Genomic DNA, 15,092 nt, shown 5'->3' with positions numbered 1-15,092 from the left:
GTGTAGAATTTATTATTCTAAATGCTTAATTGGTTGGTGAGTTAATTTTTTTAACTTCTCAGCTACTTCAACCCGATGACAACGATGATAAGTTCATAATTACCTCCTGTTCCTCTGTACTTGAATTATCCCTCAACTCTAAATTCTTGCACCAGAGCGTTTAAATCGAACCTCAAGAATTAAGAGGTCTTTGACATCGCTTGAGAACAAAAAAGAAAGGTTGGGGAGAGTTTTTAAAATCCATAATTCCCAGCACGGTATTATCATCTACTTTCCGAAAAGAGTCATTGATGGGCAAATAATCATAAATCATCGTGGCGCTGACTTTGCCCCGATATTCCATCATTCGCAGTCTAGCCTGACTTGTCTCTGTTTTCAGCAAGGAGTTGGTCAGCATCAGTAAAGGTTTCAGAGAATTATTTTTGAGTATCGGCAGCTTCAAAATCCAGTTCATGGCCGTGGGATTGGGTGCCACCTTAAAAATTTTTCCCTGACCATCTAAAAATAACAGGGGGTGGACATTCTCAGTATCGACAAATTCTTTACCATACCAATTAGATGCTTCTAATAAACCATCCATTGGGTGATTTGTCTGAAGTCCAGAACCTTGCCAACGACCGAGCATAAAGTCTAAACTCACGGGGTCGAGAGCGTCAAACAATTGTAAAGCTCTTTCTGTGGTTGTTTGACCAGCTTTAAGAATCGACTGGCCGCTTTCTAATTCTAATGTTTCCATTGTTTCACTCTTGTTGTGTCCTGACAATGATATTATAGCTTCTCAGCCACAGGGTGGGGGATTGCCACTTGGTTAAGATTACCAAACATCCGACATATCTTCAGTCAATGGGTCATCGTATCGCCTTAAAGTTTCCAGCCATTCACTGATTTCTTCCTTGATGGTTTCTTTAAGTTCTTGCAAATCATCTTTATCTATTAGGCCTTTTTCCAGTAAGAAAGTGTAGAACTTTTTCAGACTACCTGCATTAGCCTTGATGCTTGATTGACTGGCCCACAGGGCCTTTTTGATAAACCAATAACCCAAAAAGTCACTGACCATATCTACCCCGTCTTTGGCTTCTACGGCATCTTCATAGAGTAAATATTCGTTGATATAAAAATCTATATTTGAAACATGATTATTAATGGTTTTTTCGGACAGGCCTGATGATTCTAGCCAACTCTCAAAATCCGTTAGTAATTCATGATTGGCTTTTCTTATCTTTTGACAGTCAGCCTCGTATTTCTGGGAATCATCCATCTCAAATTTCTCTCCTCCAAATCGCTGCTCGATGGTCAATAGGGTAATGAATCAAGTGTTTTTTTCCAAGCGTCTAAAGCCGCCATTTCCTCCTCAGGGTCAACGTCGGCCAACCGCCTGAATCGCCTTTCTCTTTTCTGCTAAATAGCTCCAACGATGTTAGACTCAATTTGCTCAATGATAGCGGCCACATCTTCTTCTGTATCTCGAGGTTGGGTTAATTCCACATCCGTTGAGGAGAGGCACATTTGAGTCCAGTCTAAGTTTTCCACTTCACACTGGTCAATCACCGAACTAGGGATGTTTTTCAGGGTGATGCTATCCCATTCAATGCCGATGTGATTGCTCTGCCGCTCAATTGTCACAATGCCGATGAGATTGCTCTGCCGCTCAATTGTCACAATTCTTCCTTGCCAACCACCGATGTCAGTCCCAAAATCTGGGTCGAGTACACCCTGTTTGACGATGACCGAGTCGCCGACTTTGAAGTCAAACTCTGACTCGGAAAATTCTGGCGACAAAGTTGAGGCAACAGAGATATGATAGTCGTTTCCTAGCTCTTTTAACTCAAAATCCACAATCATTCGTCTGTTTTCCGAGAAATAACGGTTTTTCCTGGCGATTAGCTCCTCGATTAGCCCTTGAATCTCCGCCTTGAGCTTTTCATCTCCGTTAAGAAGGTCTTTGTTAAAAACTCGGTCTATCATCCCTTGCCGCTTTGATTCGGGGGACAACGCCAGATTCCAAGCGATTGTCCCTAGGGTCAGCAATCTTCGCATGGATTCCTTCGTTTCAGGGGATTCCCGGTAAGGCTCGACAAAATCCTCCAGAACTTCCGACATTTTGACTTCCCCAGAAGGAGAGACGACAATTTCCTTGAAAGGCAAGGACTTTTCTCTTAATTTCTTCTCAAAGCTTTTCAAGAGGTTCTGGGAGCCTTGGGACATTTTCTGCAGCCTGAGCAGTTCACTAAATGCCTTCGATTTTTTAGCCATGATTGAGCCGGAAAATATGTGTTATTAATCCTGTTGGGTTACTGAACAACATTGGAATAGGGAAATTGTAACTGCTGTCAGAGAGCGATTGCGCTCTCATTATTAAATCTTAAAGTTCTAGACTGAGTTGTAAGCTGTTGACTACTATCCGATACTTTTTTGTTAACATAGATTAGCAATGCACTTTCAGAGATTCTCTTAAAACAGGGGATATCTCCTTCTCAAATCCCCCGCGGGGGAAAAATATGTCTCAAAAGCCGATTTATCTAGATTGCCACGCCACGACACCGCTAGAGCCGCAAGTTCTGGCGGCGATGTTACCCTATTTTACCGAACACTTTGGTAATGCCAGTAGTATTAATCATGTCTATGGTTGGACAGCCGAGGCTGCGGTTAAACAGGCAAGAGAAACAATCGCCGCTGCTATTAATAGTAGTCCCGAAGAAATTATTTTTACCAGTGGGGCAACAGAGGCCAATAACCTAGCTATCAAAGGGGTTGCCGAAGCTTATTTCGCCAAGGGACGGCACATAGTTACGGTGGTGACAGAACATCGCGCCGTTTTAGATCCCTGTCATTATCTGGAAAAATTGGGTTTTGAGGTGACAATTTTACCCGTCGGTACTGATGGTCTAATTGACTTGGAATTACTAGAAAAATCTGTGCGTCCTGACACGATTTTGCTGTCAATTATGGCGGCTAATAACGAGATTGGGGTGATTCAACCTTTAGCGGCAATTGGGGCGATTTGTCGCCAGTATCAGGTACTTTTTCATACGGATGCAGCCCAAGCAATCGGGAAAATTCCCCTAGATGTGGAGGAAATGAATATAGATCTGATGTCCTTAACTGCCCACAAAGTCCACGGACCAAAGGGAATCGGTGCGCTGTACGTCCGGCGCCGGAACCCCAGAGTTCGTCTCGCCGCTCAAATTCAAGGGGGAGGCCAGGAAAAAGGACTGCGATCGGGTACAATATTTACGCCACAAATTGTCGGTTTTGCCAAGGCGGTAGAATTGGGCATCAAAGCGATCGAAGAAGATACCAGCTACTTAAATCGGTTAAAAGCCCGTTTATGGGAGATTATCAGTCAATTAGACAGAATTTATCTCAATGGTCATCCTAGCCAAAGATTAGCCGGAAATTTAAATATTAGTATTGAAGGGGTGGACGGTGCGGCGTTATTGTTAGGATTACAGCCAATAGTGGCGCTTTCCTCCGGTTCTGCCTGTTCTTCTAGCCATACCGCCCCCTCTCACGTTTTAACTGCCTTGGGTCGCCCCGAATCTCTCGCTTATGCCTCCCTGCGCTTCGGGTTGAGTCGTTTTAATACTTTAGAAGAAATTGAACTGGTGGGGGAACAGGTGGTTTTAACGGTTAATTCCCTCCGCAAAGCCAAAAATTTTTGACGTTTCGGCACATATCCACAAGTTAGTTTCGGTCTAGGTTTAAAAAATCCCGAAAAAGGTTTCTATGATTGCTTTTGACTGATTGCCGTCCCAGTTAATAACATTGATGCTTGGTTTTCACTCCAGTGAATCATCCAATTCGGTTGTAATCCCAAAACAATAATAAATAAAGCCAAAGCAATTTCGGGAAATCTTTCGGGCCAGGTACTGCGAGGAATGCGCGATAATTCAGGGGTTAAACGACCAAAGAAAACCCGATTAATCATCAGGAGAAAATATACTGCGGTTAAACCACTAGCGACCAAACATAAGAGCGTTTGTATCGGAAAAATCGGGAAACTGCCACGAAAGACTAAAAATTCGGCGATAAATCCCACCATTCCGGGGATGCCGGCGCTGGCCATAGCCGCTAAAATCATTAACATTCCCGTGATTGGTAAACCTCTTTCTGGATTTAATAAACCGCGTAGATAATCCACATCCCGGCTGCCGGTTTTTTTATACACTACTCCCACCAACAAAAATAACAAAGCGGAAATTAAACCGTGACTAATCATCTGCAAAATCGCCGCAGTGATGCTTAATCTGGTGGTGGCCGCCGCCGCTAGTAAAATATAGGCCATGTGGGAAATGGAAGAATAGGCGACCACTTTTTTCATATCCTTTTGGGCAATAGCGCAACTGGCCCCGTAGAGGGCGCTGATAGCTGCTATCGTTGCTAACCAAGGGGCGATAGTCACCCAAGCGTCGAGAAATAAACCGACTCCAAAGCGCAGCAGTCCATAGGTTCCTAATTTGAGTAATATTCCCGCTAAAAGCACAGAAACGGGGGTAGATGCCTCGACGTGGGCATCCGGTAGCCAAGTATGAAAGGGAAAAATCGGGATTTTGATGGCTAATCCGATGAGAAGGGGGATGAGGAGCAGTAATTGGGTGTTAACGGGTAAATTGTTTGATAAAAGGGGATTATAGGCGAAATTATTAGCACCGGTTAGCCAAACTAAGCCGAGGAAAGAGATTAGCACTAAAAAGCCTGAAATTGCCGTGTATAATAAAAATTTCATGCCTGCGTAGCCGCGTCTTTGACCCCCCCAAATGGCAATGAGAAAGTAAAGCGGGACGATTTCTAATTCGTAAAATAGGAAAAATAGCAGTAAATCCTGCGCTAGAAAGGCCCCCGCTACTCCCGCATTTAGTAACAGGAGTAGGGAATAGTAAAATCTCGGTCGGTTAACCTCTGTACCACTAGCATAAAGAGCAATTATTGTCAAGAGGCTGTTAAGAAAAAGTAATGAAAATGATAATCCATCGACACCGAGGGCATAATTGAAACCGAGGAAATTAATCCAAGGCAGGTTAACCGTGAACTGCATTTGCGGGTTACTAGGGTCAAATTGCCAGCCAAGGAGAATATTAAGCAGTAAGAGAACGACAGAAAGAGTTAGAGCTAATCCTCGCACTTTTTTCGCCTCTAGAGGCGTGTAGGCAATCAGTATCGCCCCTATAATCGGTAGCCAAATAAAAGCGTTGAGCATTCTTTACTTTAATGGGGATGATAAACCTTCCTATTATTGCCTGAGCGGTCAATCTTGAGCAAGATAACAATTTCTGACGGTTTAAGGATTCTCCAGAAAGGACACCTCGATCGGTAGCTGGGGTTTTCTGGCCAAATTTCCGATCATGACAATTCGATGCTACAATAACGGACGGTTAATCAGTCCGAATTTGCAGTAAAAGTCTTTGAGTCAATCTGTAGATACCACTAACACCCTAGACACTCTAGCTCAAGAACTAGCCGCCATTCAGCAGACCGGTTCTAAGCGCGTCGCTTTATTGGGTTCCCGTCACGTTCCCATCACGCACCAGCAATTGATCGAAATGATGGCCTATGCCCTCGTGCTGGCAGGCAATCGGATTATGACCTCCGGGGCGACGGGAACCAATTCCGCCGTCATTAAGGGGGCAATGCGGGCAGATCCTAATCTGTTAACCGTGATCTTACCCCAAAGTCTCGATCGCCAGCCCCTGGAATCCCAAGAACAACTCCAGCAGGTTATCCATCTGGTGGAATGTCCCGAAAATGACCATCTATCCCTAGGGGAAGCCAGCAGCCTCTGTAATCGCGAGATTATCAATCGTTGTCAACAGTTAATCTGTTTTGCTTTCCACGACAGTCAGACCCTTTTGCAAACCTGCGCGGAAGCGGAAGATCAACGCAAGCTAGTTACCCTATTTTATTTTGACTAAATTCCGCAATGAATCTCTCCGTCAGTGCCATTCTTCTCTATTCGATAGTGGCTGCCGCTATCTCTGTCTATCTACCTTTTCTGCTGGTCGGTTACGCTCGAGCTAAGGTGGGTTACGATACCTCCGCTCCCCGGGCAATGTTCGACCAACTCCCAGACTACGCTAAACGAGCAACTTGGGCCCATCAAAATGGTTTTGAAACCTTTATGATCTATAGTGCTGCCGCTCTCATGGCCTACGTTACAGGAGTCTCCTCATCCCTGGCCGCTAACTGTGCGATCGCTTTCGTGATCCTCCGGCTTTTATTTTCCCTTTTTTATATCACTAATATCCCGATCGCTCGTTCCCTGATGTTCGGTCTTGGTTCTCTGTGTACCTATACTCTCTTTGGGTTAAGTTTATTCAAGATTCAGTAGAATTCCCCAAACCAGATGCAGGAGGGACGAGAAACGCTATAGTTCGGGAGCGGTAAAGAAGTTGCTTAACCCGAACTAAAGTTAATTGTGTTACTGATAAACTGGTAATTTGGGATTATCCACTGATAACAAACCGGTTAAAAGTGAGGCGGGTTTTTGACTATAGGGCCAGGCAAAAGCATGGCGAAAAGCCGCATCTTGACAAGCTTGTAATTGTCGAAAATCGATCACATCTAGGGTGAGTAAATTCTCGTACTCGAAGGGCAGCCGGACATTGTGTAAACCGGCATTATCGGTACAGATAGCAATATCAACCCCCGCTTCAAAACAGCGATCGAAGACTATCTTTAACTGGGATAAACTTTCGAGGGTGCCAGTTTTTAAATAGGTGGTGGGACAGACTTCTAAACATTGATGACGACGGGCAACTTCCGGCAGCAGTTCCGGATATTGTAGGGGAATTTGAATACCGTGACCGATTCTTTGCAGATAGGGCAGTAATTGGGGATAACAACCGTCCTTTGTTTCGTAAAGATGGCCGGTGGTATTTAAACCCTCTTCCCTGGCATAACTGTATAAACCAGCAAATTCCTCTAGTCGAGTTTGGTAGTGGGAATCACCCCCAGCAATATCGATCGCACAGACGTATTCTCTCATCTCTAGGGCCAGATCAACGATCGCTTTGTTGACTTCGGAGGGAAGTCGCGAGTGCATACAGAGAATTTGACTGGTAATAATCGGATATTCGCTCATTTTCGAGGCTTGACCGACGATTTCGACAATCGATCGCATTTGCTCGATTCGCTCTGTTTGGTTCAAATGTTCGTCGGTGCGATAGTAGGGAGTATAGCGCAATTCTAAATAGGCAAGATTCTCGAAGATGTAAGCGCCGCGAATCAGACGATAGATAAAATAGGGCAAAGTTTGAGCGGTTTGAACACTTTCGACTAGGGTATGTAATTCTAAATACTCATCTAAACTATTGCGTTCACGGGTGTAAAATTCCTCAAAAGCTTGGTATTCCTGGAATTTGGCCGCTAAATCCCGCTCATGTCTGTGAAAGTAGCGCCAGAGAATTCTCGGTACTACCGATCCCCCTAAATGCCGATGCAAATCTGCGTATAAAGCCACAACTCCGATGCTCCTTAGTCTCTCAAATGTTCCTTAAATATAACGAAGTTTTACAATTGTTTGACAATTGTTGCCAAATAGTATCAGTACCTATTCGGTGATCGGTTGGGTGTTGGGGAGCGGGGAGATAGTGAACAGTCGCTAGTGCAAGGCTCAGATCTGATCACCGATCACTGATTCAAGGCTGACAGCTAGAATAAGGTCATTAAACCTAAATAAAGCTTTAGGGAATAGAGGAGTGACAACATATACAATGATTGGGGTTTATAGTCAAGCAACCCTAAGCCTATGCCACGCCGTGATGACTTACAAAAAATCCTAATCTTGGGCGCTGGCCCGATTGTCATCGGACAAGCCTGTGAATTCGACTATTCGGGAACTCAAGCCTGTAAAGCCCTACGAGAAGAAGGTTATGAGGTAATTTTAGTCAATTCTAACCCCGCCTCGATCATGACCGATCCAGAAATAGCCGATCGCACCTACATTGAACCAATTCTGCCGGAAATTGTCGAGAAAATTATCGCTAAAGAACGCCCTGATGCGATTCTACCGACTATGGGCGGTCAAACTGCCCTAAATACCGCCGTAGCCTTGGCCAAAAGCGGCGTTTTAGAAAAATATAACGTGGAACTGATCGGGGCAAAACTCCCCGCTATTGAAAAAGCCGAAGATAGAGAACTATTCAAAAAAGCAATGGAGAAAATCGGTGTTCCCGTCTGTCCTTCGGGGATTGCCAACAATTTAGAAGAAGCAAAAGCGATCGCCCATCAGATCGGTTCCTATCCTCTCATTATCCGGCCGGCCTTCACTTTAGGCGGAACGGGGGGCGGTATTGCCTATAACCAAGAAGAATTTGAACCGATGGCCCAGTATGGTCTAGATTGTTCGCCTACATCGCAAATTCTCGTCGAAAAATCCCTAATTGGCTGGAAAGAATACGAATTAGAGGTAATGCGCGATCTAGCCGATAACGTGGTGATCATCTGTTCGATCGAAAACTTTGACCCGATGGGGGTCCATACCGGCGACTCGATTACGGTTGCGCCCGCCCAAACCCTGACCGATAAAGAATACCAACGCCTCCGGGACTATTCTAAGGCAATTATTCGGGAAATTGGCGTAGAAACCGGCGGCTCGAACATCCAATTCTCCGTTAATCCCACTAACGGCGACGTAATCGTGATTGAGATGAATCCCCGGGTATCGCGTTCTTCGGCCCTGGCATCGAAAGCCACGGGATTCCCGATCGCTAAATTTGCCGCTAAACTAGCAGTAGGCTACACTTTAGACGAAATTCCCAACGATATCACCAAAAAAACCCCAGCTTCCTTTGAACCAACTATCGATTACGTCGTCACCAAAATTCCCCGCTTTGCCTTCGAGAAATTCCCCGGCTCCCAACCGATTCTAACTACCCAGATGAAATCCGTCGGGGAAGCTATGGCTATCGGTCGAACTTTCCAAGAATCCTTTCAAAAAGCACTTCGATCCCTAGAAACGGGACGTTTTGGCTTTGGTTGCGATAAAGTCGAAACTCTCCCCCCTCTCTCGGAAGTCCGGGCTGGTTTACGGACACCTAACCCCGAACGAGTTTATAGTATCTATCATGCTTTTAAATTGGGCATGAATGGGGAGGAAATCCACGAACTAACCGGGATTGATCCCTGGTTCCTCGATAAATTGGCCGATTTGATGGAAACCGAGAAGTTTCTCAAACGAACTCCCCTGAAAAGTCTCGGCAAAGAGGACTTATTCGCTATTAAACAACAGGGTTTTAGCGATCGCCAAATCGCCTTCGCCACCAACAGCAGCGAGGACGAAGTGAGAAGTTATCGCAAGGGTTTAGGTATTGTTCCCGTTTATAAAATGGTGGATACCTGCGCGGCAGAATTTGAGGCCCTGACACCCTACTATTATTCCACCTACGAACAGGTGGAATCGGAAGTTTTACCCTCCGATAAACGCAAAGTGATGATCCTCGGTGGGGGTCCCAATCGCATCGGCCAGGGGATAGAATTTGACTACTGTTGTTGTCATGCCGCTTTTTCCCTCAGTCAAGCTGGTTTTGAGACGATTATGGTCAACTCTAACCCGGAAACTGTCTCCACCGATTACGATACCAGCGATCGCCTTTACTTTGAACCCCTGACCAAAGAGGATGTCTTAAATATTATCGAAGCGGAACAACCAGAGGGTTTAATTATTCAATTCGGTGGGCAAACTCCCTTAAAACTAGCCCTTCCCCTGCAAAGATATCTAGAATCGCCTAATTGTCCCGTAAATACCAAAATTTGGGGAACTTCACCCGATTCGATCGATACTGCCGAAGATCGGGAACGGTTTGAAAAAATCCTCCGAGAATTAGATATCCGACAACCCCCCAACGGTATTGCCCGCAGTTTCCAAGAATCCCAAGCAGTGGCTAAACGCATCGGTTATCCTGTGGTAGTACGTCCGTCCTATGTTTTGGGCGGTCGGGCAATGGAAATCGTCTATTCCGATAGCGAATTGGAACGCTATATGAAGTATGCGGTACAGATAGAACCGGATCACCCGATTTTAATCGATAAATTCCTCGAAAATGCCATCGAAGTGGATGTGGATGCCCTCTCAGATGCCACGGGAACAGTAGTTATCGGGGGATTAATGGAACATATCGAACAAGCGGGCGTACATTCGGGCGATTCTGCTTGTTCTATCCCCCATACGTCCCTTCCTGACTCAGTTTTAACCACAATTCGACAATGGACGGTGGAACTAGCGAAAGCTTTAAAAGTAATCGGTTTGATGAATATCCAGTATGCGGTACAGGGGGAGACAGTTTATATCTTAGAAGCGAATCCCCGCGCTAGTCGTACTGTTCCCTACGTTTCCAAAGCAACGGGAGTTCCTTTAGCAAAAGTTGCCTCCCTCGTCATGTCGGGCAAAACCCTAGCAGAATTGGGCATCACCAGCGAAGCAATTCCCCGTCATATTGCCGTGAAAGAAGCGGTTTTACCCTTCCAGAAGTTCCCCGGTGCTGATACTCTCCTGGGACCAGAAATGCGTTCTACAGGCGAAGTAATGGGGATTGACAGCGATTTTGGCAAAGCTTTCGCTAAAGCAGAAATGGCCGCCGGCGTGATTTTAGCCACCAGTGGGACGGTTTTTGTCTCGATGAACGATCGCGATAAAACCCCCATGGTTCCCGTGGTTAAGGATCTGCAATCCCTCGGTTTTCGCGTCGTCGCCACTTCGGGAACTCGTCAAGTTTTGTTAGAAAACGGTTGCGAAAATATCGATTTAGTGCTAAAGATTCACGAAGGCCGCCCCCACGTTATCGATTGGATCAAAAATGACTGGATTCAGTTTATTGTCAATACTCCCAGTGGTGAAGAATCCCAAAACGATGGCCGACAAATTCGCCGCACTGCCCTCGATTATAAGTTACCAATTATCACCACTATCGCCGGGGCAAAAGCGACAGTAGCAGCCTTAAAATCCCTGCAATCCCAACCTTTAGAGGTGAAAGCTTTACAGGATTATCTCGCCTAATTTTCAGTTATCAGTTATCAGTTATCAGTTATCAGTTATCAGTTATCAGTTATCAGTTATCAGTTTTATCAGTTATCAGTTATCAGTTATCAGTTATCAGTTATCAGTTATCAGTTATCAGTTATCAGTTATCAGTTATCAGTTATCAGTTCACTGAAAATACACCCCACTTCCTAATTCCTATGACCGATACTCTAAACGACTATAAAAACCTGATTAGCGAACTGATTAACCGTTATAAAAACCGCGTCGATTTCCTGACAATTCGTCTGGAAGAAGCGCGGGGGACGAATATTCTACTGCGTTCCGAACGAGTGGAAACCCTCAGCGAAGGTATTGCTATCGGTGGTCAGGTACGCGCTTGTTATCAAGGAGGTTGGGGATTTGCCAGCTTTAATCAATTATCCAGTTTACAGGAACGATTAGAAGATGCGATCGCTGCTGCCCGTTTAATTGGGGAAGAAGAAACCCTGATTGCTCCGGTAGAACCTGTAATTATTAGTTGTGAATTACCTTTAACGGGAACAGACCCGCGTTTAGTGCCATTAGCTGATAAAAAAGCCCTCTGCGATCGCTATAATAACTTACTGCGTCAACACCATCCCAGTATTGCCACCACTTCCGTCCGTTACAGCGATAGCAGTCAACATATTCTTTTAGCCACTTCTGACGGGACTTTAATCGAACAAAAATGGTCGGACTTAGAAATGCGTTTTTCGGCCACCGCTAGGGATGGGGACAGTGTACAAACAGGCCGGGAAACCACGGGATCCCGAAAAGCTTTCGAGGATCTGGTCAATTTAGAAGAACAGGTGCAAGGGTCGGCTAAACGGGCCGTACAAGCCCTAGTTTTGCCCCCTGTCAAGGGCGATACCTACACCGTCGTCATCGATCCCATTTTAACCGGTCTGTTCGTCCATGAGGCTTTTGGCCACCTGTCAGAGGCAGATATGTTATACGAAAATCCTGACCTTTTGGAAGTGATGAGTATGGGCAAACGTTTCGGGCCGGATAACCTGCAAATCTTTGACGGGGCCTATCCGGAAGGTCATCGGGGCAGTTATTTTTATGACGATGAGGGAACCCCCGCAACGACGACTCAGTTAATTAAAGACGGGGTTTTGGTGGGAAGACTGCATTCGCGGGAAACGGCGGGCAAATTAGGCGAAAAACCGACCGGTAACGCCCGTTGTCTCAATTATCATTATCCGCCCATTGTCCGCATGACCAACACTTGGATTGAACGGGGAACTACTGCCGTTAAAGAGTTATTTTCGGGGATAAAAACGGGAGTTTATGCCCAAAATTGGCAGGGAGGCATGACTAACGGCGAAATGTTCACTTTTAGCGCCGGGGAAGCTTGGATGATTCGCGATGGAGAAATTGCTGAACCCGTTAAAGATGTGACTCTCTCCGGTAATGTCTTTAAAACTCTAGCCAATATTGAGGCAATTGGTGATGATTTCTACTGGGATGAGTCGGGAGGCTGCGGAAAAGGAGGTCAAAGTGGTTTACCGGTTGGCTGCGGTGGCCCCAGTCTCCGTATCCGCGATGTGGTCGTGGGAGGAGAAGCAGATATTCAGTAATCAGTAATCAGTAATCAGTAAAGAGTGAAAAGACAGTGGGAAACTACTAAGTAGGGAGGCACAATTATTTGTAGGATAGGTTAGCGGTAGCATAACCTATGCGGGCGTTGGGTTTTATGCTTCAACCCAACCTACGTTCATCTTATATTTAATTCCACCCACCTACTTATTTAATACTAATAACTGATAACTAATAACTGATAACTGATAACTGCTATAGCGGAGTTTCATACGGGCGAAATCTATCTCATTTTCTCGTCACTGTCTTCAATTTCTTGATCATCTTTATTGATTTCTTCTTTAAATCCCCGTAAAGTTTTCCCCAAAGCTGCCCCAAATTCGGGTATTTTTTTCGGTCCAAATATCAGGACAACAACTACAGCAATAATTACTATTTCTGGCCAACCTAATCCAAACATAATCTTTAAAGTAAAAAGTAAAAAAAGAGAAAGGATTCAGTATTCAGGAGTCAGGAGTCGGAAACTTAACGGTAATAACTGATAGCCGATAGCTAAAAAACTGATAACTGATAACTGATAACTGATAACCCCCTCTATACCACCACTTCAGCGCGTTTATAGGCTTCGTCGAGGACTTCTGAGAGAGTCGGATGGGTGTGGATGCGGAAAGCGAGTTCATGGACGGATTGGCGTTCAGCGATCGCATTGGCCGCTTCTTGAATTAAATCCGATGCGTGGATACCGATGATATGAACACCGAGTAATTCGCCCGTATCCTGACGATAAACGACTTTAGCGATGCCTTCCGTTTCTCCTTCCGCTAAAGCTTTAGAATTTCCCTTAAAATAGGTCTTGACAGAAGCGACCTTATACCCTTCTTCCTGTGCCAAAACTTCTGCTTGCGGTTCCGTTAAACCCACATAACTAATTTCGGGGTGGGTAAAAGCGGCGGCGGGAATACTGCGATAATCGATGGTTTTTGGGCGATTACAGATATTTTCAATGGCTATTACCCCTTGACCCGAAGCAGCGTGAGCTAACATCATTTTACCCGTAGCATCGCCCACGGCCCAGAGATGGGGAACCGGTTCACCGTCCTGAATTACCTGCATTTTGTCATTAACGGCAATAAAACCGCGTTTATCCAGTTCTACCCCAACAAATTCCAATCCGAGATTCTTGGTCGCTGGGATTCTTCCTGTAGCGACTAAACAAGCATCTACTTCTAAAATTTCGATCGCTTCTTTGCTTTTTGCGTCCACCAGTTCAATGGCCACGGGATTCCCCGGTTTAATACTTTTTGCCAAAACTCCCACATAGGTTTCGATGTCTCTAGGTTTAATCAGAACTCTTTCAGCGATTTTCGAGATTTCTGGGTCAAATCCTGGCATGAGACTATCTAAAGCTTCGATCATCGTCACTTCACAACCCAAAGCGGTGTATATATCCGAAAATTCCAGACCGATATAACCACTACCGATAATTGCAATCCACTTGGGTAAAGTTTCCAATCTAACGGCCTCATCGCTGGTAAAAACCGTTTTATGATCGATCTCGATCCCCGGTGGGACAAAAGGAACCGACCCCGGACAGAGCATAATATCCTTAGCGGTGTAGATTTTTTCGCCACTATCCCCGATGACGCTAACTTTTTGCGGACCGGCGATTTTTCCCCAACCGTGGATAGTATCAACCTTGAGACGTTTAAGACTATTAGTGAGATCGCCTCTAATTTTACTGACAAGGTTGTTAGCATGATTAGCAATTGTCGGACGGTCAAAATTAACGCCACCGATGGCAATACCTAAACTTTTCAGATGGTCACTATCGGCCAATTCGCGCACTCGTCCCGAGGCTGCCAGTAAAGCTTTAGAAGGAATACAACCGCGATTGACACAGGTTCCTCCCATATCTTTGGCTTCGATAATAGCCGTTTTTAGCCCACATTTGACCGCGTGTAGGGCTGCTCCGTGGCCACCAACTCCAGCACCGATAATAATTAAATCGTAGTCGAATTCACTCATAGTCTCTCTGACTCTCAAAGTTAGCATTATCTCATTTTACGCTCCACTGCGATCAAGCTGTGCTATCCCGGGCAAAAACTGGAGCCAGTTTTTAGCCATCAGGCTCTTGTGCATTGAAACTGGCTATTGGCAATTTTAGGACAAGACGTTACTATTACTAGGGAGCATCTCATTTATGCAAGTGAGTAATTACGCTTGTCTCTAAAACTTGCTTCTGGTAAGGCTTTCAAAATAGCTTGACATAAAACTTAATTTAGGAGTTACAAAGGTCAGATGCTCCCCGTTACTAGACCTCTTGTAAAAATCAAAAATTGTTGTTGGGGTTAGGAGCCGGTCGTCGGTCGTCAGGAGAATTAAGAATGAATAACAATCAATTACATGGTCTATTCACAGATTTTATGCCATTTAATCCTTATTTTTACCGTTTTTGAATCCTCAAAAATTAATTAGGGTCTGCTGAAAAAGTTTTTCGGTGGGGGTAGGAGTCAGGAGTCAGGAGTCAGGAGTCAGGAGTTTCAGGCTTTGTTGCCCT

At 45.1% G+C, this 15,092-nt stretch carries 12 protein-coding genes; 5 read left to right on the top strand and 7 right to left on the bottom strand.

Features of this window, described 5'->3' with window-relative positions; translation table 11 throughout:
* Window positions 1–172: 172 nt before the first annotated feature.
* The 3 genes from BGL89_RS14515 to BGL89_RS14505 form a co-directional block, all read right to left on the bottom strand.
* Window positions 173–736, bottom strand: coding sequence for a DUF4334 domain-containing protein (locus tag BGL89_RS14515; RefSeq protein ID WP_286826300.1), 564 nt, complete (start codon window positions 734–736; stop codon window positions 173–175).
* Window positions 737–814: 78 nt separating this feature from the next.
* The gene (locus BGL89_RS14510; RefSeq protein ID WP_353743944.1) at window positions 815–1,258 is read right to left on the bottom strand and encodes a site-specific integrase; all 444 of its coding nucleotides are present in this window, start codon (window positions 1,256–1,258) and stop codon (window positions 815–817) included.
* Window positions 1,259–1,398: 140 nt separating this feature from the next.
* On the bottom strand, window positions 1,399–2,253 hold the full coding sequence (locus tag BGL89_RS14505) for a hypothetical protein (protein ID WP_286826298.1): 855 nt from the start codon (window positions 2,251–2,253) through the stop codon (window positions 1,399–1,401).
* Between the two features lie 245 nt (window positions 2,254–2,498).
* On the opposite strand from BGL89_RS14505, the gene BGL89_RS14500 reads away from it, so the two are divergent.
* The gene (locus BGL89_RS14500; RefSeq protein ID WP_286826297.1) at window positions 2,499–3,662 is read left to right on the top strand and encodes a cysteine desulfurase family protein; all 1,164 of its coding nucleotides are present in this window, start codon (window positions 2,499–2,501) and stop codon (window positions 3,660–3,662) included.
* A gap of 62 nt (window positions 3,663–3,724) precedes the next feature.
* Here BGL89_RS14500 and BGL89_RS14495 read toward each other — a convergent pair whose 3' ends face one another.
* A complete protein-coding gene (locus BGL89_RS14495) occupies window positions 3,725–5,197 on the bottom strand; it encodes an NADH-quinone oxidoreductase subunit M (RefSeq protein WP_286826296.1) in 1,473 nt (490 codons plus the stop codon).
* A gap of 205 nt (window positions 5,198–5,402) precedes the next feature.
* On the opposite strand from BGL89_RS14495, the gene BGL89_RS14490 reads away from it, so the two are divergent.
* Both BGL89_RS14490 and BGL89_RS14485 read left to right on the top strand, forming a co-directional pair.
* Window positions 5,403–5,909, top strand: coding sequence for a hypothetical protein (locus BGL89_RS14490; protein WP_002741066.1), 507 nt, complete (start codon window positions 5,403–5,405; stop codon window positions 5,907–5,909).
* 8 nt (window positions 5,910–5,917) lie between these two features.
* Window positions 5,918–6,325 (top strand): MAPEG family protein, encoded by a 408-nt coding sequence (locus BGL89_RS14485; RefSeq protein ID WP_286826295.1) that lies wholly within the window; start codon window positions 5,918–5,920, stop codon window positions 6,323–6,325.
* Window positions 6,326–6,415: 90 nt separating this feature from the next.
* Here BGL89_RS14485 and BGL89_RS14480 read toward each other — a convergent pair whose 3' ends face one another.
* Window positions 6,416–7,456 carry an adenosine deaminase gene (locus tag BGL89_RS14480; protein ID WP_286826294.1) on the bottom strand — a complete coding sequence of 347 codons (1,041 nt, stop codon included), beginning with the start codon at window positions 7,454–7,456 and terminating at the stop codon, window positions 6,416–6,418.
* A gap of 288 nt (window positions 7,457–7,744) precedes the next feature.
* Between BGL89_RS14480 and carB the strand changes: the two genes are divergently transcribed.
* Together carB and BGL89_RS14470 are read left to right on the top strand one after the other, a co-directional pair.
* The gene (gene carB, locus BGL89_RS14475; RefSeq protein WP_286826293.1) at window positions 7,745–10,990 is read left to right on the top strand and encodes a carbamoyl-phosphate synthase large subunit; all 3,246 of its coding nucleotides are present in this window, start codon (window positions 7,745–7,747) and stop codon (window positions 10,988–10,990) included.
* Window positions 10,991–11,172: 182 nt separating this feature from the next.
* The gene (locus BGL89_RS14470) at window positions 11,173–12,576 is read left to right on the top strand and encodes a TldD/PmbA family protein (protein ID WP_286826292.1); all 1,404 of its coding nucleotides are present in this window, start codon (window positions 11,173–11,175) and stop codon (window positions 12,574–12,576) included.
* 242 nt (window positions 12,577–12,818) lie between these two features.
* Here the strand turns inward: BGL89_RS14470 and tatA are convergent, their stop codons facing one another.
* Together tatA and lpdA are read right to left on the bottom strand one after the other, a co-directional pair.
* A complete protein-coding gene (tatA, locus tag BGL89_RS14465) occupies window positions 12,819–12,995 on the bottom strand; it encodes a twin-arginine translocase TatA/TatE family subunit (protein WP_286826291.1) in 177 nt (58 codons plus the stop codon).
* A gap of 134 nt (window positions 12,996–13,129) precedes the next feature.
* Entirely contained in the window at window positions 13,130–14,560 is a 1,431-nt protein-coding gene (gene lpdA / locus BGL89_RS14460; RefSeq protein WP_286826290.1) for a dihydrolipoyl dehydrogenase, read from the bottom strand.
* Between the last annotated feature and the right edge of the window lie 532 nt (window positions 14,561–15,092).

The sequence above is a fragment of the Microcystis sp. LSC13-02 genome (assembly GCA_002282935.1).
Taxonomy (GTDB): domain Bacteria; phylum Cyanobacteriota; class Cyanobacteriia; order Cyanobacteriales; family Microcystaceae; genus Microcystis.
Note: the sequence above shows the minus strand (reverse complement) of the source record. Positions and strands in the feature narration are given on the sequence as shown.